Origin of the sequence: Kribbia dieselivorans NBRC 106261 (genome assembly GCF_001552435.1) — a bacterium.
GTDB lineage: Bacteria > Actinomycetota > Actinomycetes > Actinomycetales > Dermatophilaceae > Kribbia > Kribbia dieselivorans.
Map to the genome: position 1 here is coordinate 1 of NZ_BCRE01000079.1, position 21,168 is coordinate 21,168.

Here is a 21,168-nt window from a genome sequence, read left to right on the forward strand (position 1 = left end):
AAGACACTAGACACCCTGAGCTTCCGCCGTGCCCCGAGTGCTCTGAGTCGGACACCTATGAGCAGGGTGGGCTCTTGGCATGCCCGACGTGCGGGCACGAGTGGGCGGTGGCGGACGTTGACGAGGGAGCTTCGTCCGCTGGTGGCGTCGTGCGTGATGCCGTGGGCAATGAGCTCGCGGACGGCGACACCGTCACGATCATCAAGGGGCTGAAGGTCTCCGGTGGCGGAGGTGGGTCCATCAAGGCCGGCACGAAGGTCAACGACCTCATTCAGCGGCCAAGCGGGTCATCGCCCGCCGGTCAGAAGCGACAGGATTGTGTGCGTGCTTGGCCTGCTCTCGACCGATCGTTGGATCCATGTTGGCCCAGACGACGTCGCCGCGGCTGACGGTACCGATCACCGGCCAGCCTCGTAATCAGCGATGGCGGTCTCGGTGTCGGAGGCGAATGCCTGATCAGCCTCGTCGAGTTCATCGAGGTACTCCCGGTCCGGAGTCTCCGACTCCAAGGCCGCCCAGAACTCAGCCTTGCGCCGTTCGCGTAGAAGCTCCTCGATGAGCTGGCCCTGAGTCAGGTGGGCTGCTCGGGCGGCGTCGCGGACCTTGTCGCGCACCTCTCGAGGAACCTTGATGGTCGCCATCTCAGTCATACTGCGAGCGTACTCTGCTGGAGTCCTGGCTCGAGGTGTAGCACGAGTGCCACGCATGGCGTGTGACCATCCGCGAGCCGCGACCGGCGTCGATCGCGTTGTCGCGACCGACGCCGGTTTGCCGATTCTCGGCTGTGTCCCGGGTCAGGCGGGTACGGCGGTCAGGTCTCGGGCGCGGGCGATGACGTTCTCCCGGGCCGACGTGCGAGAAGCCGCAGCCAGGTCGCGCAACTCCGCCATCTGGGGGACGCTGTCGGCGAGCGTCAACTCGGCGACGATGAACTCCGGCTCCAATCCGAACATGGCGGGCAGCACGGCGTTGAGGTAGGACGTGACGAACTCCTTGTCCTCATTGGGCGTGCCGGGGCTGTAGCCGCCGCCCCGGCTGGCAACGACCACCGTGGGCGTGCCGGCGGCGGTGCCCTCCGGCCCGCCGGTGCGGCCCATCACGCACGCCTGGTCGATCCATGCCTTGAGCACCGAGGGGACCGTGAAGTTGTGCATCGGCGCGCCGATGAGGATGAGGTCGGCCTGCTCCAGCTCGGTCGCCAAGGTGGCCCGGAGCGGCGTGCTGTCGCCGGCCACGTGCTCGGCAGCTCGCAGGTGTGGGATCGGCTCAGCGGCCAGATCGCGGTAGATCACGGTGCCGTCGGGGTTCTGGTTCAGCCATTCCTCCCGGAACGCCGCGGTCAGTTCCTTCGAGACCGAGGGGCCGTCGGTGGCCAGAGACGAATCGATGTGCAGCAGCGTGGGCATGGATGGAGTGCCTTTCGGGTCGACTGCCGCTTCTCGCGTGCGAAGCAAGGTCGCACACTAATTTGATGGCGGCATCAAGTTGACGATGGTGAGGACCCTAGCATCGATTTTGAGGGTATAGTCAAATTAGTTCTGGGAGGGGTCGTGATGAGTGAGCCAAGCGGGCAGGTCGGCGAACGCGTCCTGCGCGCCGACGCGCGGCGCAATATGGAGAAGATCCGCGCCGCCGCCGTGGAGGTGTTCCGGGAGCAGGGTCTGGGGGCTCCACTGGAGGAGATCGCCCGACGGGCCGGCGTGCGCCCCGGCACCATCTATCACCGGTTCGGCAGCCGAGAGGGGCTCATCGACGACGTCGTCCCCGAACTGGCAGCCGAGCAGTTGGGTCTGGCCACGCAGGACGCCTTGGCCTGCCCCGACCCATGGGAGGGGTTCACGCAGTACCTCAGCAGGATCGGTGAACTCATCGCACGCGACGCGACCATGTGCGACGCCGTGACCCGCCGTTATGCCGACACCGAGTACCTGGCGCACGCCTGTGATGTGGCCCGGGCCCAGGAGCAAGAGATCATCGACCGGGCCGTGCTGAGCGGGTCTCTCCGCACCGACTTCACCCTGGAGGACATGCAGCTCATCTTCTGGTCGGTCGCCGCCGTCGCCAGGGCCGCAGCCGAGGTGGCACCGCAGGCGTGGCGCCGAAACCTCGCGCTGACGCTCCAGGGGCTCCGCACTGACGACGCCTCACCCCTGGGTGCTGCCGCGCTCACCCCCGACGAGGTCCAGCGCATCAAGCTCCGGCTCGGGGCCACCGGCATCTGAACCACCATCTCCACGTTGTCGATCGATCACGCAGAAGGGCGAAGGAATGGCCGAAATCAAGACGTACAGTCACGGTGTCCCGCAGGAGGAGGCCGCCGGTCTCAGTGCGGGCTACTGCGTCAACGGCACCATCTACATCTCCGGGCAGATGTCGCACGACATGCAGGGAGCCTTCGTTGGCGAGGGTGACATCGAGGCGCAAACCCGCCAGACCCACGAGAACATCGACCGGGTCCTGGCCGGGTTCGGCGTCACGCGGACGAACATCGCCGAGATGCAGATCTTCATGACCGACCCGCAGCGAGATCAGGAGCGGTTCATCCCCCTGCACCACCAGTACCTGGGAGACCATCGGCCGGCCGTGACCCTCATCGGTGTGGCCAGCCTGCCGGGCGGGCCCCGACAACTGATCGAGATCAAGGTCATCGCGCACACGGACTAGCACTTCATGCAAGGGTGGGTCATCCCGAAGTACACGCTGGAGGATGACCATGGACATCACCGACGAGGATTGGGCGATGGTCAGGCGGATCGTGCCGCGGACCATCCGTAGTTCGCTGCACTGCAGCATTGCCTCGCTCAACCCGGACGGGTCGCCACACGTGACTCCGATCGGGTCGTTCCTGCCCACCCAGAAGGGCCGGGGCGTCTACTTCGACGCGTTCAACGTGCAACTCTCGGCCAACGTCGATCGGGATCCGCGGGTGACCATCCTCGCCGTGAACAGCGGCCCGCTCCTGTGGGCCCGGGCGTTCCTCCAGGGCCGCTTCGTCTCACCGCCCGGGGTTCGTCTGGTCGGCACTGTCGGAGCGCAGCGCACGTCCACCTCGCGGGAGGTCCAGCGGTTCCACGGTCTGGTCGGCCCACTGCTGCGCACCCGCGGCGGCGCGGTGATGTGGAGGTCCCTGCCACTGGTCCGCGACGTCGCGATCGAGCGCGTGACACCCCTCTGGCTGGGGTCGATGACGCCGGAGGTCGAGGTTCCGAGTCGGTCGGCCGAACCGACGCGGTGACCGCGGTGACGGACGTGACTCTCGATCGAGGTCAGGTCGACCCGCCACGGCCCGCACGGGACTCCGTCACGAGGAGCAACACGAGCGCCACACCCTGACCCGCGGCCACGACGCCGATGAGCCACGGTCGGGAGACGTCGTACAGGGCACCGACGACGAGCCCACCGATCAGCGCCGCCGAGCCCTGGATCGCGGCGAACACGCCATAGGCACCCGCCAGGCGCGCCTGCGGCACCAGCTTCGCCACGACCGCCTTGATCGTCGAATCCTGAATGCCGGTCGCCGCTCCCCACGCGGCAATGCCGACCAACGCCAGCCCGAGCGAATCGCCGAGCGCCAAGGCCGGCACCAGCGCGGTGAGCACCGGGACGATGAGCAGCACTCGGGTCCCGATGCGGTCGTACGCCCATCCGTTGCCAAGCGCGACGATGGCCCCACACCCATGGCGCCGGCGAAGATGAGGGGGATGACGGCCAGCGGCACCATGCCCGCACGCTCGAGGTGGAACGACACGATGCCCCACGCGACGAGCCCACCCGAGATCAGACCCGCCGCGAGGGCATAGACGAAGAAGCTTCGCGGGAGGTCACGCCCGACGGCGAGGTCGAGAAAGCTCGGCCGCCTTGTCACTGCCGGAGCGTCGTGGCGTGCGGGATCGAACACGGACGGGTCCGGAACCCGATGGCGCAGGAACAGCAGAATGCCCATCGTGATGGCGCCGGGGACGGCCAGCACGGCAAACGCGAGCCAGAGTTGGCCCTTCCACGCGAGGATCGCCGCGACGAGCAACGGGCCGGACACTGCTCCGATCATGTCTAGGGCCTTGTGCACGCCGAACCCGCGGCCGGCGCCGATCGCGCGCTTTGCCTGAGCCAGGAGCGCGGACTTCGACGGGCTGCGGAAGGCCTTGCCAACCCGCTCGACGATGATGAGTGTCGATGCGACGACGACCCCGGCGGCGCCGATCGCCGGAGTCACCGCCAGCAGTGGGATACACAGTGCCGTCAACCCGTAGCCGGCGATGGTCCAACTCCAGTGGTTGCCCTTCGCGTCGGCGAGCGGCCCCGCCACGAGGCGGAGGATGAGCGAGGTCGCCTCGGCCGCGCCCGTCACGAGACCGATGATCAGGGCCGACGCCCCCAGCGACCCGAGCAGCGGGCCGTACAGCGCCTTCCCGCCATCGGCGACCATGTCGGCGAACAGGCTGACGAGGCCGAGTCCGGCCACCATCTGCCACGGGCTGATCCGCGCCGTGGGCGCTGAGTTCCTGGATGGCACCGCGTCAGGTTAGTCCTCAACCGCCAAGGGGGAGCCCGAGCAGTAAGGTCTGTGGGCGTGGTGCCGGCAATGGACGACGAACGTGAACAGATCCCGTCGCGTGGAGCGCAGGTGGCGTGGATGCAGTCGCTCCGCCCCCGGACCGCTCACATCGAGTTCGTGTTCAACGACGGAGACGACGGGCACCCCCTCCTCGGTCTCCTCGCCCACCTCGACGCGGTCAGGACCGTCGGGGTGGAGGCTGGCAATGGGTACAGCCGGTCACGCCCCGCAGCGGTGAAGCGCCGGTACGCCTACGACCGTGACATCATCCGCGCCATCGACGCTCTCGGCGGGTTCTTCCCCGATGCATCGAACGCAGATCGGTGGACCGAATTGGGCAATGTCGACGTCGTGTTCCTCGACGAACAGGGCCACGTGCTCGGCGCGACGGTGACCCACGAGGCCCTGCTCATCGGGCGCTGACGCCGACGCGGGCCGATCAGGCCCCCGTGGGGAAGTGCGGCAGCACATACTCCTCGAGCTCGGCGAGGACCTCGCCCACCGGACGTCGGCTGTGCTTGAAGTTGATCATCAACTGGTCGATGCCGATGCCTTCCCACGCCTTGAGCAGTTCCAGCAAGGGCTCGCGCCCCAGCCGCAGGCCCTGGTGGATCGACTGCGGCTTCGCCGTGGGGTCCTCCGTGAGATCGAAGTACGTCGCCTGGGCAAACGGCTTGAACATGCCCTCCTCGCGGCGGGTCAGCCGCCGCCACCGCTTGATGTTCAGCGCCTGCTGCTCGAAGGGCAGTGTGTAGAAGAGCCAGCCGTCGGTGTTCTCCGCGATCCACTCGACCTCCTGGCGGGCGCGCCCGGTCATGAGGATGGGCAGCCGACCGTGCACCGGCTTGGGCAACAGGTCGGTGCCGCGCATGCGCCCCAGCGTGGAATCGATGTCGGGGAAGCTCTCCTGCGTCAGTCGACGCACCCACGCCAGCGACTCGCGGAACCGCTCGGGTCGGGTGTCGTAGTCGATGCCGAACGCCGGGAACTCCACCGGCCGGTCGCCGGCCGCGACGCCCATGAGGAATCGGCCACCGGACAGCTGGTCGACGCTGGTGGCCGACTTTGCCGTGTCGATCGGATGGCGCAGCGGCAGGATCGTGCTGGCCGTACCGAGCGCGATCGTCGTCGTGCGTGCCGCGAGGTACCCGAGGTAGGTCCACGTGTCGAACATCTGGCCGGTGTCCCCGAACGACGGGTCCAGCAGCGGCACATCGCGCACCCACACGGTCGAGACCCCGGCCGCCTCGGCCTGCTCGATGAGCTCGGCGTGACGGAGCATCGTCGGGACTGGACCGTCGAATCCCTCCAGAGGCGTGATGACGCCGATGGTCATCGAACCGGGGCGGAAGGCGCGCTGGAGGCCACGGTGCTCCGAGAAGTGCTGGGTACCGGTGTTGTTTTCTGTCATGCACGTGAGCGTAAAGTTTGACCTTGACGGCAAGGTCAAGCCGGAGCGTCGAGCGGCCGGGGAAGGGTGGAACCATGAAGATCGGGGAGCTCGCCGAACGGGCCGGAGCAACGACGCGCCAGTTGCGCTACTACGAGGCGCAGGGCCTGATCGCACCGGATCGCACGCACAGCAACTACCGCGACTACGGCGACGACGCGGTGGAGAAGGTGCGCCAGATCCGCCTTTTGATCGAGTCGGGCATGCCGACCCGGGTCATCCGGGTGCTGTTGCCCTGTGTCGACGGGCCCGGAGCCGAGATGCCGGCTCACGAGAACCCGGAGATGGCCACCATGCTCGAGTCCGAGCGAGAGCGGTTGCGCGAGCAGATCGAGAAGCTCACGCGCAGCCAGCATCAGGTCGAGTGCTACCTCGACCGAGTCAGGGAAGCCGCGTCGCCGGCGCCGTGACGAACCGGGCCGTCAACGGGACTCCGCCCACTGGCCCGTGTCGACCTGCGCGGCGATCATGCGGGCGAACAGCTCGGGATTCTCGGCACTCCAGGCATGGTGCACCTTGGGAGCCACCCACGTGCGCACCTGCGGCAAACGCTCGCGCAACGGGGCGAAGGAGCGTCGTACCGAACGGGTGTCGTGCTCGGCCGTCACCGCGAGCACCGGGCCGGAGTACGTGAACGGCCCAGCCGGCAGGGCTCCGGGGGCGAGCTCGTCGAACATCGCCCGGTTGGTGCTCAGGCTCGGTCGGCTGGCCGTCGTGACGAAGCGCTCTCGCGAGTCTGCGGGGATGCGGAAGAGGGGCGTCTGCGCCGCCCAGTACCAGCGCCGGTGCCACAGCGGGACCTGCGGCCGAATCAGCAGACGTTCGATCCGCGAATAGCCCGCCAACGCCGCTCCGCTGATGATGCACGAGCGCACCACCTCCGGATGGCGGTGAAGCAGGTGGATGCACACGAACCCGCCGAGCGAGAGCCCGACGACGTGCGCCCCACGTGACCCCTGTGAACCGATGAGGTCGGCGAGATCGTCGGCCGCACCGGCCAGGCCCGGCCACACCTGGTCGTATCGCTCCCCGTACCCCGGGAGATCGGGGGTGAGGACCCGCCGGCCGGGCAGGTGCTCGGTGACGCCCTCCCAGGTCCACCCCCCGGAATTGCCGCCATGCACGAGCACGATCGGCTCGTCGGTGTGCGTCGTGTCCGGCGTCGGATCGTGCTGGGGAATCGCCTGCTCGGGCATGGCGATCACTCCTTCGTGTCGTCGAGCTGTTGTCGGACGTGTTGGATCCATTCGAGTTCGGCGCGCGCGTGGTGCACGCCATTCGCGCGAGTCGCGGCGTACAGCGTGCTGCGCAGGCTGTCACCGGGGATGTCGATGGCCGACAGGGTCGCCAGGACGGCCTCGGTCTGGGCCGCTCGTTCGTCGAGGAGGCGCAGCGCGGCGTCGCGCCCGAGTGACTCGACGAAGAACAGTCGTGCCAGGAACGGGTCCTTGACCTGCTCGGTCTCCAGCGGCGAGGCCAACCATTCGCGGAGCGCGGTGGTGCCGGCCTCGGTGAGGGAGTGCACCTTTCGGTCGGGCTTCCCGTCCTGCGGGATCGTCTGGGTGTCGATCGCGCCGTCGTCGGCCAACCGGCGCAGCGTGCGGTAGATCTGCGACAGGTCCGCGTGCCAGAAGTGGGCCACCGACCCCTGGAAGACCCGCCCGAGGTCGTAACCGCTCATGGGGCGCTGGGCCAGGAGCCCGAGGATGGCGTGACGAAGTTCCACGCTCATATGGTACGACGCATATATATGCGTCGTCCACTATTGGTCGATGGTCAGCGGGGCGTCAGGACCGCGATGGACCGCCGGTGCCCGTCAAATCGTGCCCAACACCTCGTTGAGGGCCTCCGTCGACGACGGGTGGGTGTAGATGGAGTTCTTCAACTCGGTCGCGGTGATGCCGTGGCGCATGGCCAGGGCGACGAGGTTGATGACCTCCTGCGAATCCACGTGCACGAGAGATGCCCCGAGAACGAGATCGCTGTGGGCGTCCACGACGATCTTGATGATTCCCCGCGGGTCGCCGACGATCTTGGGCCGGGGCATGGCGGCAATCTCGGCGACCTTCTTCGTCGCCACCTTGATGTCGATTCCCTGTTCCCGGGCCTGGCCCTCCGTCAACCCCACCTTCGAGAACGGCGGCGTGGTGAACGTCGTCGTCGGGACGGCCACCCGATCGTCGGTCGAGCGCGTGCCGGACCCGAGGAGTCGGTCGGCGACGATGCGGTTGTCGTCGAGGGAGACATATGTGAATTGCGGGCCACCGTTGACATCACCCAGGGCGTAGATCCCCGGGACCGACGTCTCGAGGTGCCCATCGACGGCGACCGCTCCCGTGTCGGTGAGCGTGACACCGGCGGCCGTGAGGTTGAGGGCCTCGACATTGGGGTGGCGGCCCAGGGCGATGAGCACCGCGTCGCCCGAGACGGTGGCCTCCTCACCGTTCCGGCGGTACCCGACGGTCACGGAATCGGCGTCCTGCGACATGCGCTCGACGATCGCCTCGGACACGAACCGAACCCCGGTGTCCTGCAGGGAATTCACCACCTCGGCCGCGACATCCTCGTCGTCCCGGAAGAGGGGGCGGGGATTGCGGTCGAGCACCGTCACCTGACTGCCGTACTGGGAGAACATCGACGCGAATTCGATGCCGATGTAGCCACCGCCGACGATGATCAGATGTTGGGGGAGGGGTGCGTGCTGCAAGGTGATCGACGAGTGAATGCGCCCACCGAACTCCGCTCCGTCAATGTCGGGAACGTTCGGAAGCGAACCGGTATTGATGAGGATCGTCTCGGCCGTGATGTCGAGCGAGTCGTCGCCGGCGGTGACCGACAGCGTCTTCGGGCCCGTGAAGGTCGCCGCCCCGTCGAACACGACGACCGTGTCGAGGTCGGCCAACATCGAATAGTTCTTGGCGCGCATCTTCCCGGTGAGTCCATCGCGGCGCTCGACCGCGGAGGCGAAGTACTGCGGATCGTACGAGTGATCGGGGCGAATCTCGGCCGAGTGGATCAGCGCCTTGGTCGGGATGCAGGCGACGTTGATGCACGCTCCGCCGTACATGGCCGTGGACTGCTCGATGATCGCCACCTTGCGACCCGCTCTGGCCAAGGTGCCGGCAATGGTCTTGCCGCCCTTGCCCCACCCAATGACGGCGACATCAAACGTGTTCATCGTTCTCCTCATCGTGGCGCTGGCGGACTCACCCTACGCTCCTGATCCGGGTGTGACGGGCTCCGTTTAACATGGGCAGGCCACCAACCCGGGGACCGTGCAGCGGTGGCTCGTCATCGACCTGGGGGAGCATTCGTGCCTCGTTGTGCCCGCATCGCCATGATCACCCCACCGGCGCCATCCGCAGCGAGCAGACGATGGTCACCGCCTGCACCATCCGGTTCAGCGGCGCGGGCTACCGCCCGGTGGTGTACGCCAACAGTGCCCACCTCTGCACGAATGTCGAGGCCGTCTCGATCAAGCCCAACGGTGACCTGTACGTCGACTTCCACCGCGGCAGTGCGGTGCTGACGGTCCAGGTTGACGAGGACGAGACGTTGACGTCTCGGGGCATCTCGGCAGGCGGGAGTTCGGGGACGAACGAGGTCAACGTGCGCTTCTACGACTCCCGCGCGCGGCGCACCCTCGACCTCAACCGGTTCGCGGACCGCAAGCGCGTCGGCGGGAGCGGGGCGAACATCTGGCTGTACGTCATCCATGCCGCCCCGCCGCCGACCCCCTCGACGACGAGTGCCCCGACCGCGTCGACGACAACCCAGACGACGACCGAGACGGTCACCCGAACCATCACCGAAACCGGGCCCACGGACACCGAGCCATACCCGAGCACGCCGCCGGCCGGCTACACGCCTTGACGCTCAGCCGATCTCCTCGGCCAACCCGATGAGGATGCCCTCGGGCCCGCGGATGTAGCAGAGCCGGTAGGCATCCTCGAACCGGATCACCTCGTCGCTGACGAGTTCTGCGCCGCGCGCGTTCAGTCTCGCGAGCGTGTCGTCGAGGTCGTCGACGGCGAACATCACGCGCAGATAGCCCAGGGCGTTGACCGGAGCGGCGCGGTGATCGGCGATCGTGGCGGGCTCGATGAAGCGGGAGAGTTCGAGCCGAGAGTGCCCGTCGGGGGTGCGCATCATCGCGATCTCCACGCGCTGATCGCCCAGGCCGGTGACCCGGCCTGCCCACTCGCCCTCGACCATCATCCGCCCCTCGAGGTCGAGCCCGAGCTCCTCGAAGAAGGCGATCGATGCCGTGAGGTCCTCGACGACGATCCCGACGTTGTCCATCCGCTTCACGGCCATGACCCCACCGTAGGCCCGCCGTCGGGGCCGCGGGGCGACTACCGTGGCGAGCATGTTCTCTGGGGAGGGGCCATGAACATCGTCATGACCGGCGGCACCTCGGGTTTCGGGGCGCTCGCCGTCGAGGAGTTGTCGCAGCAGCGGCCCATGCGGCGCGTGGTCCTGGGCGGGCGGAGTGCGACCGATCCGCGGTGCCTTCCGCTTGACCTCGGCAGTCTCGAGTCGGTCCGCGCCTTCGCCGCGCAGGTCGTCGACCGGCTTGACGGAGCGTCGATCGACGCCCTCGTCCTCAACGCCGGGCTGATCCGCCCGGACGACACCGGACGCAGCGCCGACGGGTTCGAGACCACCTTCGCGGTCAATCACCTCGCCCACCACCTACTGCTGCGGCTCCTGCTGCCGACCTTGGCCGACGGAGCGCGGATCATCGCCACCACCAGCGGCACGCACGACCCCGAGGTCGGAGCCGGACTGGCCACCCCGCGCCATGCCGACGCCGACCTCCTGGCCCACCCGGACCGCGATCCCGACCGTGACCCGGACCCACGACGGGCCGGTCAGCACGCCTACACCGCCTCCAAGCTGTGCACCGTCCTGACGGTGAACGCACTCGCCGGAGCCGAGGACGTCCGGGCCCGGGGAATCCGGCCGATCGCCTTCGACCCCGGGCAGGTGTTCGGCACCGGCCTGGCGCGTGACCTGGCCCTGCCCCTGCGCGTGGCCTGGTCGGTGCTGGGCACCCCGATCGGAGCGCCGTTGCGGCGCCTCAAGCCCGAACTCAATACCCGGCGTGCGGCGGGGCGGGCACTGGCGACCCTCATCGTCACCGACCCCACCCCGGCCGGTGCCGGGACGTACGCGGCGCTGCGCCGGGGGCGGTTGGCGTGGGGTGAACCGTCGGCCCTGGCGCGAGACCCCCAGGTGGCCGCGCAATTGTGGGACGACTCGGTGCGGCTCACGGGGTGAGTGGGCCGGTGGCAGGCCGAGCCGGGCACCGGTGATCCTGGCCAATCCCGCCGATCCGTGGCGGCGCCGGCCCGCGGCTGGGACGCTGGGGTGATGAACCTGCTGCGCATTCCGCCGGGGATCACCGCTCCCGTGGGGTTGGTCGCCCAGTGGGCCCTGTCGCGTGACCACCAGCGGCGACCGGGAACGACCGCGCTGGCGGTGGCCCTCGCGGTGCCGTCGCTGGTGACGTTGGTGGCGGTCGAGCGGCGATTCCGCACGGCCGGCACCACGACCGACCCGGTCCGCGTCGATCGCGCCTCCGCCCTGGTCACGCAGGGGCCCAACGCGGTCTCCCGCAATCCGATCTATCTCGGCTTTGCGGGGCTCCTGCTGGCGAACGCGATCGGGCGGCGGTCCTGGCCGTCCATGGTCATCGCGGCCGGGTTCGTCGCGCTGACCGACCGCGTGCAGATCCCCGTCGAGGAGGCGGCCCTGCAGGCGAAGTTCGGCGATGAGTACACGCAGTACCGTGCCCGGGTGCCGCGATGGATCGGGCCCTTCGGCTGACCTCCGCTCAGCCCGCGCCGATCCCGTCGTCGTCAGCGATGTCGAGGTCGACCATGAGTTCGGCGGCAATCGACTCGAGTTTCGTCTGTGCCTCGGTCCACGCCACGCCCGGCGGCAGCAGCACCGCCGCGTCGGCCTCGAACAGCATTCCGTCGCCCATCGGCGCCGGCTGGGTGAAGGTGAGGATCTCGTCGATCGTCGCGCCCAACTCGGCCAGGGCGGCGGTGATCTCGCGGACGATGCCGGGTCGGTCCTGACCGACGAGGTGGACCGCCACGAGGTGGCCCTCGGCCTCGGCCGGCTCCTCGGACATGGCCGTGGTCACCGTCAGGCCGGTCGCACCGAGCCCGGTGAGGGCCTCGGTCAACGCGGGCACACGAAGATCCGGCACGTCGACGAGCACGACCCCGGCGAACTTGCCGGCCAGCCGGGCCATGTGACTCTCGAGCCAGTTGCCCTCGTGCGCCGTCACCACCGCGGAGAGTTCGGCCACGAGGCCGGGTCGCTCATCACCGATCGCCGTCAGCACCAAGGTCGCCATGTCACGAAGCCTAGTGGCGTGTGACGGCCATGACACGTATCCGAACCGTTATCGCCGACCGCCGTGCCGTGGGTTAAGGTCTAAGTGCCACTTGTTCGCAACAAGTGCTACTTGCGGGAACCGCGCTGGGGGGCGATGGGCTCGCAAGGAGGCCCGGCGTTCTGTGCGAGACGCCGGGCCTCATTGACGCCCGGCCGCGGCGACCCTGGGCCCGTCACTAGGATGAGACGCGTGACCAGTGCGCACGCCGTGTCCAGTCCGCAGGCCGAGGTCGAACTCGATCTGACCGCCATCGCCGCGCAACTCGACAGTCTGCGCGCCGACCTCGTCGCGCAGACCGAGCGACGACGAGCCGATATCGACGCCGTTCACCCATCCAACCGGGCCAGCGCCATCAACCTCATCCAGTACCGCGCGTTTCGCGACCACGATCTGCGCTCCCTGCAGGCCGCGCTGCGCCACCACGGCCTGTCCTCCCTGGGGCGCTCCGAGGCGCACGTGCTCGCGGCCATCGACGGCGTACGGATCGCCGTGGCCGCCCTGCTGGGTCGACCCGAGCCGGCCAACGGTGGGCCCGGTCCGAGCGTGGCCGGTGGCGACGAGATCCTCGACGCGAACACCGTGACGCTGTTCGGCCCACGGGTGGGCGAGCGCACCACGCGGATCATGGTGACGATGCCCTCCACCGCGGCCGACGACCCCGACCTCGTCGGCGACCTCATGGGTGCCGGCACGAGCAACTTCCGCATCAACTGTGCCCACGACGGATCGGGGGAGTGGGGGCAGATGGTGGCCCACATCCGCTCGGCCGAGTCCGAGCAGAAGCGCCGCGCGATCGTCGCGATGGATCTCGCCGGGCCGAAGCTGCGTACCGGAGCGCTCGCCGACGGCCCGCAGGTGGTCAAGATCAAGCCCGAGCGCGACGCGTTCGGCCGGACGACCGTTCCCGCTGCGGTTCGCCTCACCCCAGCGACGCAGGCGCCGTCCGCCGACGGACTCCCGCCGGGCACCCTCCCGATCACGGACGCCGCCTGGCTCGACGGCGCTGCGGTGGGAGACACGATCTCCGTGACCGACACCCGCGGAGCCCACCGCGAGATGGTCGTCACCGGGCGCGACGGGGACGACGTGCTCTGCGACCTGCCGGACACGACCTACTTCGCCCCGGGCACCGTGCTCGACCGGCAGGGTCACACCGTGGAGGTGGGCATGCTGCCGCCGCTGAGACAACGAGTGCGGCTGCATGTCGGGGACCACCTCATCGTCACTCCTGACACCACCCCACAGCCGGCGCAGGCCATCCCGCCGCGGATCGGGTGCACCCTGCCCAAGGTCTTCACCGACGCGCGGGCCGGCGAGCGCATCTACTTCGACGACGGCCGGATCGGCGGGGTCATCGAATCGATCGACGACGAGGGTCTGCACGTCCTCATCACCGACTGCTCCGTCGGCGGTGACTGGCTCGGCGCCGAGAAGGGCATCAACCTGCCCGACACGACCCTGAACCTGCCTGCGCTGACCGACGACGACCTCGAGGTGCTGCCGTTCGTCGTCGAGCACGCCGATGTCGTGAACCTCTCGTTCGTGCGCATGGCCGCCGACGTCGCCCACCTGCAGGCGGAGCTGGCGCGCCTGGGCCGGCCCGACATGCCGATCGTCCTCAAGGTCGAGACGGTCGAGGGCTTCCGCAACCTCTCGGCGATCCTGCTCCAGGCCATGCACTCCCCGTCGGTGGGCGTGCTCATCGCCCGCGGTGACCTCGCGGTCGAGGCCGGCTACGTCCGGATGGGGGAGGTGCAGGAGGAGATCATGTGGCTGTGCGAGGCCGGTCACGTGCCCGTGGTGTGGGCCACCCAGGTGCTCGACTCCCTGGCCAAGAAGGGGCGTCCCTCGCGGGCCGAGGTCACCGACGCGGCGATGTCGGGGCGGGCCGAATGCGTCATGCTCAACAAGGGCCCGCACATCGTCGACGCCGTCCGTTTCCTCGACGACCTCCTGAGCCGCATGGAGGAGCACCAGAACAAGAAGAGTTCCCTGCTGCGCCGCCTGCGGTTCGGCTCGGGTTCGGTGGTCTAGGGCCTCGGGCGCACGACGCTCCGCCACGGCCCGACCGGGTCGAGGCGTGGACCGGGCCTGTCGCATGTCGGCGGGCCGACCTAAGGTGGGCCTCATGCCTGAACTGCGTTCCCGGACCACCACCCACGGTCGGCACATGGCCGGCGCCCGCGCCCTGTGGCGCGCCACCGGCATGACCGAGTCCGACTTCGGCAAGCCGATCGTCGCGATCGCCAACTCGTTCACGCAGTTCGTCCCCGGCCATGTCCACCTCAAGGACATGGGTCAGCTCGTCGCCGGCGCCGTCGCGGAGGCCGGTGGCGTGGGCCGCGAGTTCAACACCATCGCCGTCGACGACGGCATTGCCATGGGTCACGACGGCATGCTCTACTCGCTGCCCAGCCGCGAGATCATCGCCGACTCGGTCGAGTACATGGTCAACGCGCACAAGGCCGACGCTCTCGTGTGCATCTCCAATTGCGACAAGATCACCCCCGGCATGCTGCTCGCGGCGCTGCGGCTGAACATCCCGACGGTCTTCGTCTCGGGTGGTCCGATGGAGGCCGGCAAGGTCGTCATCGGTGAGGACGTCATTGCCGGAGCGCCGGACGAGACCGAGCGTCTCGACCTCATCGACGCGATGATCAAGTCCGTCGACCACACGGTCTCCGACGAGGAGATCACGATGATCGAGCAGAACGCCTGCCCGACGTGCGGCTCCTGCTCGGGCATGTTCACCGCCAACTCGATGAACTGCCTCCTCGAGGTCATCGGCCTGGCGCTGCCGGGCAACGGCTCGACGCTGGCCACTGCCGCGGCCCGCAAGGAGCTCTTCCTCAACGCCGGACGCCTCGTCGTCGACCTGGCCAAGCGCTGGTACGAGCAGGATGACGAGTCCGTGCTCCCGCTCTCGATCGCCACGAAGCCGGCCTTTGCCAACGCGATGCGGGTCGACGTCGCCATGGGCGGCTCGACGAACACCGTGCTCCACCTGCTCGCCGCGGCCCAGGAGGCCGGCGTCGACTTCGACCAGGACGACATCGACCAGATCTCGCGGGTCACGCCGTGCGTGTGCAAGGTCGCGCCGAACACGAGCCAGTACTACATGGAGGACGTGCACCGCGCCGGTGGTATCGCCGCGATCCTCGGTGAACTCGACCGGGCCGGCCGTCTCGACGCCGACGTCCACGCCGTCCACTCCCCGGATCTGCGCACCTGGCTCGACGCCTGGGACATCCGTGGCGGCAAGGCCACCGACTCGGCCATCGAGTTGTTCCACGCGGCGCCCGGCGGCGTGCGCACGACCGAGGCGTTCTCGACGAACAACCGGTGGGTCTCGCTCGACACCGACGCGCAGGGCGGATGCATCCGCTCCGTCGAGCACGCCTACACCGCCGACGGTGGCCTGGCCGTGCTCAAGGGCAACCTCGCCCCGGACGGCTGCATCGTCAAGACCGCCGGCGTCCCCGAGCACCAGTGGACCTTCTCCGGCCCGGCCAAGGTCGCCGAGTCGCAGGACGAGGCGGTCGAGATGATCCTCGGCGGCAAGGTCGTCGAGGGCGACGTCGTCGTCGTGCGCTACGAGGGTCCCAAGGGCGGCCCGGGCATGCAGGAGATGCTCTACCCGACCTCGTACCTCAAGGGTGTCGGCCTGGGCCCGAAGTGCGCGCTCATCACCGATGGCCGGTTCTCCGGAGGATCGTCGGGCCTGTCGGTCGGGCACGTCTCGCCCGAGGCGGCCTCGGGCGGGGCCATCGGCCTGGTCCAGGACGGCGACATCATCGAGTTCTCCATCCCGGAGCGTCGTGTCCACCTGGCCGTCGACGACGCCGAACTGGAGCGTCGTCGGGCTGAGCAGGAGGCGCGTGGTTGGAAGCCGAAGAACCGGGAGCGCCAGGTCAGCGCGGCGTTGAAGATCTTCGCCCGTTTCGCCCAGTCCGCCGACAAGGGCGCGGCTCGGCTCGTGGACTGAGCCGCTCAGCGCGTCCGCGAACCGGCGTGCAGGGTGACGAAGTTGGCCAGCAGCCGGTGGCTGTGGGACAGGTCGTGATGCGCGGCCGCGGCGATGAGGTCCTCGGCCTCATCGGGTGCGCAGTAGCCGGCGTGCTTGTAGTGCCGTAGGCGGGTGGCGAAGTCGGCCTGATCGAGGTCGGGGTGGAACTGCGTCACCCACACGCGTTCGCCGAGGCGGTAGAGCTGGACCGGGCACGACGCTCCGCGACCAAGCAACACCCCACCGGTCGGCAGCGTCGAGCACGCCTCCTTGTGGCCGACGATGCCGTGGAAGAGATCGGGCACCCCCGCGAGCAGGGGGTCGTCCCGACCGGCGTCGGTGAGCTGGACCGCGACCGCGCCGGGCGGCTCGGCGTACGTCGTGTCGACGACCGCGTCGGTGGCCAGGCCGACCACACCGATGCCGTAGCAGGCGCCGAAGAAGGGCGTGCCCGCGTCGAGCACGCGACGCACCAGCGACACGAGATCACCCTCGACCCGCTGCTGTACCTGCGTCTTGACGAGGTCGGTCGAGTTGTACGGGCTGCCACCGAGCAGGATGCCGTCCCATTCGCGAGGGTCGATCGGCGGCAGCGGCGCCTGCTCGACGCGCACCTGGACCAGCGCGTCCTCGGCGAGACCGCCGTGCCGGAGGAAGGACTGGCGTTCGGCCACCGCCGCGGCATCGTCGGCTCGCGTGGAGAGCAGCAGGAAGCGGGTCACCCGACGATGCTACGGCGGGGTCCAGTGAGACAATGGAGACATGGCCACCGACAACCAGCCCACGCCCACCCCGGCCGCCTCCGAGCCGGGCCACGACGCCGTGCTCGTCGGAGTCGACGGTACCGAGAAGGATCACCCCGTGGTGACATGGGCCGCGCACGAGGCCGCGCTGCGCTCCGTACCGCTGCGCGTGGTCACCGTCGTCGACGCTGCCCTCACGGCCATGCCCTCCGGCGACATCGTCGCCGCCGGCCCGGCCGTCCTCGAGGCCCTCGAGGCCGACGCCATGCTCGCTCTGGACAAGGCGGAGGACACGGCGCGCGCCGCCGAGGACTCCGTCGTCATCGAACGGGGGGTACTCCACGGGTCGCCGACCGCGGCGCTGCTCGAGGCTGCGCAGTCGGCCGCGCTCCTGGTCACCGGGGGCGGTCGCAAGACCACGCTGCAGAAGATCCTCCTGGGAACGACCTCACTCAACGTCGCCATGCACGCCCCCTGCCCGGCCGTGCTCATCGCCCACGACACCCCGCCGACGCCCACCCGCAACGAGGTCGTCGTCGGCGTCGACGGCAGCGAGCACAGCTCCGTCGCCCTCGACCTCGCCTTCGCCGAGGCGGCCCTGCGCGGCGCCACGGTGCAGGTCGCCACCTCCTGGGGTGTCGAGGTCGTCGACGGCGTCGTCGTGACGACCCCCGGGTCGAGTGGCTGGGACGCGGTGGAGGGGAAGTACCGCGCCAAGGTCGAGGCGTTCATCGCGACCCATCGGGAGCAGAACCCCGACGTGCCGGTGACGATCACCGTGCGCCCCGGCCAGCCCGCGAACCTGCTCACCGAGCTCGGTGACGGCGCTGCCCTGCTTGTCATCGGCAGCCGTGGTCGCGGCGGATTCCGCGGCGCCCTGCTGGGCTCCGTGGGCCACCGGGTGCTGCAGACCGCGACCTGCCCCGTGGCGGTGGTCCGGAAGCACTGACGGCATCCCTAGACTCGGCGGTGGTGCCGGGGCGGATCTCCGTCGGTGCCATCGCCCAGCGTCCTCTCCCGAAGGGACCTCACGTGCCGTCCGACGTCGCCCTGCCACCACCGCTCGCCGACCTGGCGGCCCACCACGGTGTCGCCACGGATTTCTGGGATTGGCAGGGCAATCACCTGCAGGTCAGTGCCGAGACCATCCGGGCCGTCCTGACGGCGATGGGGGTGCCGGTCGAGTCCGATGCCGACGTCGAGACCGCCCTGGCCGACGCCGATCTGGCCGGCTGGCGACGGACGGTGCCGCCGACCGTCGTCGCGCGCGTGGGATGGACGCCGTGGGTTCCGGTGCACGTGCGCCACGGAGCTCCGGTACGTCTGACCATCGAACTCGAGGACGGCACGGTGCGACCGGCCACCCAGGTCGACTGGTGGGTCGACCCCCGCGAGATCGACGGAGCGCTGATCGGCGAGGCCACCTTCGAACTGCCCGGGGATCTGCCGCTGGGCTGGCATCGGCTCGTCGTGGTGACCGGCGAGTCCGGGGCGGAGCCGACGACGGTCGCGGCGACCGCCACCCTGATCGTCACCCCACAGCGACTGACGCTGCCCGCCGCGGTGGACCGCGAGCAGGTGTGGGGCCTGCAGGCACAGGTCTACCAGGCCCAGACCCGCAACTCGTGGGGCTTCGGTGACCTGGGTGACCTCACCCACCTCGTCGACTTCGCTGCGGCGCGTGGTGGTGAGTTCGTGCTCGTCAACCCGCTGCATGCCGCCGAGCCGATCGCCCCGATGGAGCCCTCGCCGTACCTGCCGACGACCCGGCGGTTCGTCAATCCCATCTATCTGCGGGTGGCCGATGTCCCCGGCCACGCCGACGTGCCCCCGGCCGCGGCCCGCCTCATCGACGACCTGGCCGCCCAGGGCCGGGCCCTGCTGACCCAGGACTTCATCGACCGCGACACGGTGTGGGCGCTCAAGAGCGAAGCCCTGCGGATCGTCTTCGAGCACGTCATCGAGACTCCGCCCGTGGCATTCACCGACTATCTGGCCCGCGAGGGCGACGGGCTGACGCACTTCGCGACGTGGTGCGCGCTGGCCGTCGAGCATGGGCTGCCCTGGTCGCAGTGGCCGGCCGAGCTGCAGGATCCGACGTCGGCGGCGGTCGCGCAGTTCCAGGTGGACCACGCCGACGAGGTGCAGTTCCACGCTTGGTTGCAGTGGTGCACCGACCTGCAACTCCATGACCTCCAGCGGCGCGCGCTCGAGGCGGGCATGGGTCTGGGCATCGTCCACGACCTCGCGGTCGGAGTGCACCCGCAGGGTGCCGACGCGTGGGCGCTGGCCGACGTGCTGGCCGCCGGTGTCGAGGTCGGTGCCCCACCGGACCAGTTCAACCAACTCGGGCAGAAGTGGGCGCAACCACCGTGGCGACCCGATCGCCTGGCCGAGGTGGGATACGCCCCGTATCGCGACATGCTCCGCACCGTCCTGACCGATTCGGGAGGTATCCGCGTCGATCACATCATCGGGCTGTTCCGGCTCTGGTGGGTGCCGTCCGGGCTGAACGCGACCGAGGGCACCTATGTGCGCTACGACCACGAGGCCTTCATGGGCATCCTGCTGCTGGAGGCGCACCGGGCCGGCGCCGTGGTCGTCGGTGAGGATCTCGGGACCGTCGAGCCGTGGATGCGTGACGTCCTGACCGAGCGGGGCGTGCTCGGTACGTCGATCACGTGGTTCGAGTGGGCCGACGGCGCTCCCTTGCCGCCCGAGCGGTACCGCGAGCTGTGCCTCTCGTCGGTCTACACCCACGACCTTCCCCCGACGGCGGGGTACCTCGAGCTCGAGCACGTCGCCATCCGCGAGCGGCTCGGGCTGCTCACGCGGTCGGTGGAGGAGGAGCGAGCCGCCGAGAGGGCGTCGCTGGACAAGGTCGAGCAGGCCCTGCGGGAGCGCGGTCTGGTCGGCGAGTCCCCGAGCGTCGACGAGATGGTCGTGGGGTTGCATCGATGGCTGGCCCAGACCTCCTCACGGCTTCTCGGAGTCGCGTTGCCCGACCTGGTCGGGGATCGTCGCGCCGTCAACCAGCCGGGGACGTCGAACGAGTACCCGAACTGGCGGGTGCCGCTGACGAACGCCGCACGCGAGCGGGTGTGGGTGGAGGACCTGCCCACCATTGGCCTGGCCGAGGACCTGGCCGGGGTGTTTGCGGCGCGGCGCGAGTAGGGGAGCGCTCCCCCTTGGCGAGGGCTCCGGCTCGACCTAGCGTGGCCACTGTCCATGGGCCCGGTGCCCACATCGCTCGCCACACAGGGGGAAACCCATCATGCGCAAGACCCTGGCCATCGGGGCCACCACCGCTCTCCTCATCACCCCGTTCGCCCTCGCGACCCCGGCCCAGGCCGCGCCGACCTGCTCAATCAAGGTCAACAAGGAGATCTGGGTCGACCAACCCACCGAGTACCTCGTCATCACCGACGGGAGCGAGGCGTGCAAGTCCTCCGTAGCCAAGTGGGGCGTGTTCGACCCGAAGGGCAAGCGCCGCGGCACCCTGACGATCGATGCGCGCTACGGCACTGTCTCGAAGGTCAAGATCAAGGACTACTACCCTTCGGGCACGTACAAGGTGCGCCCGGACGGCGCCGTGAATGCCCGTACGGGCGCCAAGGTCGGCCAGAACACCGTCTCCATGGTCAAGAAGTTTGGCATCAAGGGCCCGATCAGCTATCGCCGTGTCGGCAGTTCGCTGCGCGTGACCACGACCATCAAGCGCTACTCCTCGGCCAGCCACGCGTTCCGGGCCCACTCCGGCGCCACGATCAAGCTGTACCGTCGCGCCTCCACGGGACAGTCCTGGAAGCTCGTCACCTCGGGCCGCACCAACTCCAAGGGCACCCTGACGCTGCGCGCCTCCGCGTCGCGCTCGTACTACTACCAGGTGTACGTCTCCCCGACCTCGACCGTCTGGGGCGCGAAGTCCACGCGCTCGACCCGCATCTGACGTCCACCCCCCACGCCGAGTGATGGTTTCGGGCCGCCTCAGGACTCCTG

The 21,168-nt window shown here is 69.2% G+C and carries 24 protein-coding genes and 1 pseudogene; 14 read left to right on the forward strand and 11 right to left on the reverse strand.

All coding sequences use genetic code 11. The annotated features are described in order from the left end of the window. On the forward strand, positions 1–389 hold a 389-nt coding region (locus KD1_RS16195), incomplete at its 5' end, for an alkylphosphonate utilization protein (protein WP_157073233.1). 9 nt (positions 390–398) lie between these two features. On the opposite strand, the gene KD1_RS07555 is transcribed toward KD1_RS16195, so the two are convergent. Both KD1_RS07555 and KD1_RS07560 read right to left on the reverse strand, forming a co-directional pair. Then, positions 399–650: a hypothetical protein gene (locus tag KD1_RS07555; protein WP_068399920.1), complete on the reverse strand. Its 252-nt coding sequence runs from the start codon at positions 648–650 to the stop codon at positions 399–401. Between the two features lie 144 nt (positions 651–794). Then, positions 795–1,406 carry an FMN-dependent NADH-azoreductase gene (locus KD1_RS07560; protein WP_068399923.1) on the reverse strand — a complete coding sequence of 204 codons (612 nt, stop codon included), beginning with the start codon at positions 1,404–1,406 and terminating at the stop codon, positions 795–797. Positions 1,407–1,553: 147 nt separating this feature from the next. Here KD1_RS07560 and KD1_RS07565 point away from each other — a divergent pair, with 147 nt between their 5' ends. The 3 genes from KD1_RS07565 to KD1_RS07575 are packed head-to-tail and all read left to right on the forward strand — an operon-like array spanning position 1,554 to position 3,235. Then, on the forward strand, positions 1,554–2,222 hold the full coding sequence (locus tag KD1_RS07565; RefSeq protein ID WP_068399971.1) for a TetR/AcrR family transcriptional regulator: 669 nt from the start codon (positions 1,554–1,556) through the stop codon (positions 2,220–2,222). 46 nt (positions 2,223–2,268) lie between these two features. Beyond that, on the forward strand, positions 2,269–2,664 hold the full coding sequence (locus tag KD1_RS07570; RefSeq protein ID WP_068399926.1) for a RidA family protein: 396 nt from the start codon (positions 2,269–2,271) through the stop codon (positions 2,662–2,664). Between the two features lie 43 nt (positions 2,665–2,707). Next, positions 2,708–3,235 (forward strand): pyridoxamine 5'-phosphate oxidase family protein, encoded by a 528-nt coding sequence (locus KD1_RS07575; protein WP_217995835.1) that lies wholly within the window; start codon positions 2,708–2,710, stop codon positions 3,233–3,235. Between the two features lie 31 nt (positions 3,236–3,266). Here the strand turns inward: KD1_RS07575 and KD1_RS17645 are convergent, their stop codons facing one another. Both KD1_RS17645 and KD1_RS07580 read right to left on the reverse strand, forming a co-directional pair. Further along, a complete protein-coding gene (locus KD1_RS17645) occupies positions 3,267–3,758 on the reverse strand; it encodes an MFS transporter (protein WP_370670752.1) in 492 nt (163 codons plus the stop codon). Further along, a pseudogene (locus tag KD1_RS07580) lies at positions 3,710–4,465 on the reverse strand (MFS transporter); the annotation flags it as partial. The pseudogene KD1_RS07580 and the gene KD1_RS17645, both read right to left, overlap by 49 nt. A 117-nt stretch (positions 4,466–4,582) precedes the next feature. Here KD1_RS07580 and KD1_RS07585 point away from each other — a divergent pair. Then, entirely contained in the window at positions 4,583–4,978 is a 396-nt protein-coding gene (locus KD1_RS07585; protein ID WP_068399932.1) for a hypothetical protein, read from the forward strand. A gap of 16 nt (positions 4,979–4,994) precedes the next feature. Here the strand turns inward: KD1_RS07585 and KD1_RS07590 are convergent, their stop codons facing one another. Then, on the reverse strand, positions 4,995–5,966 hold the full coding sequence (locus KD1_RS07590; RefSeq protein WP_068399935.1) for an LLM class oxidoreductase: 972 nt from the start codon (positions 5,964–5,966) through the stop codon (positions 4,995–4,997). 74 nt (positions 5,967–6,040) lie between these two features. Between KD1_RS07590 and KD1_RS07595 the strand changes: the two genes are divergently transcribed. After that, the gene (locus KD1_RS07595; RefSeq protein WP_068399938.1) at positions 6,041–6,415 is read left to right on the forward strand and encodes a MerR family transcriptional regulator; all 375 of its coding nucleotides are present in this window, start codon (positions 6,041–6,043) and stop codon (positions 6,413–6,415) included. A gap of 12 nt (positions 6,416–6,427) precedes the next feature. On the opposite strand, the gene KD1_RS07600 is transcribed toward KD1_RS07595, so the two are convergent. The 3 genes from KD1_RS07600 to KD1_RS07610 form a co-directional block, all read right to left on the reverse strand. After that, entirely contained in the window at positions 6,428–7,201 is a 774-nt protein-coding gene (locus KD1_RS07600) for an alpha/beta fold hydrolase (RefSeq protein ID WP_068399942.1), read from the reverse strand. Positions 7,202–7,206: 5 nt separating this feature from the next. Beyond that, entirely contained in the window at positions 7,207–7,731 is a 525-nt protein-coding gene (locus KD1_RS07605; RefSeq protein WP_068399974.1) for a PadR family transcriptional regulator, read from the reverse strand. A gap of 90 nt (positions 7,732–7,821) precedes the next feature. Next, a complete protein-coding gene (locus tag KD1_RS07610; RefSeq protein WP_068399944.1) occupies positions 7,822–9,183 on the reverse strand; it encodes an FAD-dependent oxidoreductase in 1,362 nt (453 codons plus the stop codon). 197 nt (positions 9,184–9,380) lie between these two features. On the opposite strand from KD1_RS07610, the gene KD1_RS07615 reads away from it, so the two are divergent. Beyond that, on the forward strand, positions 9,381–9,878 hold the full coding sequence (locus KD1_RS07615) for a hypothetical protein (RefSeq protein ID WP_068399947.1): 498 nt from the start codon (positions 9,381–9,383) through the stop codon (positions 9,876–9,878). A 3-nt stretch (positions 9,879–9,881) separates the two neighbouring features. On the opposite strand, the gene KD1_RS07620 is transcribed toward KD1_RS07615, so the two are convergent. Continuing rightward, positions 9,882–10,322, reverse strand: a complete 441-nt coding sequence (locus tag KD1_RS07620) for a VOC family protein (RefSeq protein ID WP_068399949.1) — start codon at positions 10,320–10,322, stop codon at positions 9,882–9,884. A gap of 72 nt (positions 10,323–10,394) precedes the next feature. On the opposite strand from KD1_RS07620, the gene KD1_RS07625 reads away from it, so the two are divergent. Together KD1_RS07625 and KD1_RS07630 are read left to right on the forward strand one after the other, a co-directional pair. Further along, a complete protein-coding gene (locus KD1_RS07625; RefSeq protein WP_068399951.1) occupies positions 10,395–11,288 on the forward strand; it encodes an SDR family NAD(P)-dependent oxidoreductase in 894 nt (297 codons plus the stop codon). Positions 11,289–11,381: 93 nt separating this feature from the next. Then, on the forward strand, positions 11,382–11,837 hold the full coding sequence (locus KD1_RS07630) for a methyltransferase family protein (protein WP_068399977.1): 456 nt from the start codon (positions 11,382–11,384) through the stop codon (positions 11,835–11,837). A 7-nt stretch (positions 11,838–11,844) separates the two neighbouring features. On the opposite strand, the gene KD1_RS07635 is transcribed toward KD1_RS07630, so the two are convergent. After that, complete coding sequence (locus KD1_RS07635) at positions 11,845–12,378, reverse strand: glycine cleavage system transcriptional repressor (protein ID WP_068399953.1); 534 nt, start codon at positions 12,376–12,378, stop codon at positions 11,845–11,847. Between the two features lie 231 nt (positions 12,379–12,609). Between KD1_RS07635 and KD1_RS07640 the strand changes: the two genes are divergently transcribed. Beyond that, positions 12,610–14,454: a pyruvate kinase gene (locus tag KD1_RS07640; RefSeq protein ID WP_245627320.1), complete on the forward strand. Its 1,845-nt coding sequence runs from the start codon at positions 12,610–12,612 to the stop codon at positions 14,452–14,454. 94 nt (positions 14,455–14,548) lie between these two features. Further along, complete coding sequence (gene ilvD / locus KD1_RS07645; RefSeq protein ID WP_068399959.1) at positions 14,549–16,405, forward strand: dihydroxy-acid dehydratase; 1,857 nt, start codon at positions 14,549–14,551, stop codon at positions 16,403–16,405. 5 nt (positions 16,406–16,410) lie between these two features. On the opposite strand, the gene KD1_RS07650 is transcribed toward ilvD, so the two are convergent. Continuing rightward, positions 16,411–17,148, reverse strand: a complete 738-nt coding sequence (locus tag KD1_RS07650) for a glutamine amidotransferase (RefSeq protein WP_068399962.1) — start codon at positions 17,146–17,148, stop codon at positions 16,411–16,413. 40 nt (positions 17,149–17,188) lie between these two features. Here KD1_RS07650 and KD1_RS07655 point away from each other — a divergent pair, with 40 nt between their 5' ends. The 3 genes from KD1_RS07655 (at position 17,189) to KD1_RS07665 (ending at position 21,118) form a co-directional block, all read left to right on the forward strand. Then, positions 17,189–18,118 carry a universal stress protein gene (locus KD1_RS07655; protein WP_068399965.1) on the forward strand — a complete coding sequence of 310 codons (930 nt, stop codon included), beginning with the start codon at positions 17,189–17,191 and terminating at the stop codon, positions 18,116–18,118. 83 nt (positions 18,119–18,201) lie between these two features. Next, a complete protein-coding gene (malQ, locus tag KD1_RS07660; RefSeq protein WP_245627321.1) occupies positions 18,202–20,343 on the forward strand; it encodes a 4-alpha-glucanotransferase in 2,142 nt (713 codons plus the stop codon). Between the two features lie 100 nt (positions 20,344–20,443). Beyond that, the gene (locus KD1_RS07665) at positions 20,444–21,118 is read left to right on the forward strand and encodes a hypothetical protein (protein ID WP_068399968.1); all 675 of its coding nucleotides are present in this window, start codon (positions 20,444–20,446) and stop codon (positions 21,116–21,118) included. Positions 21,119–21,168: the final 50 nt, after the last annotated feature.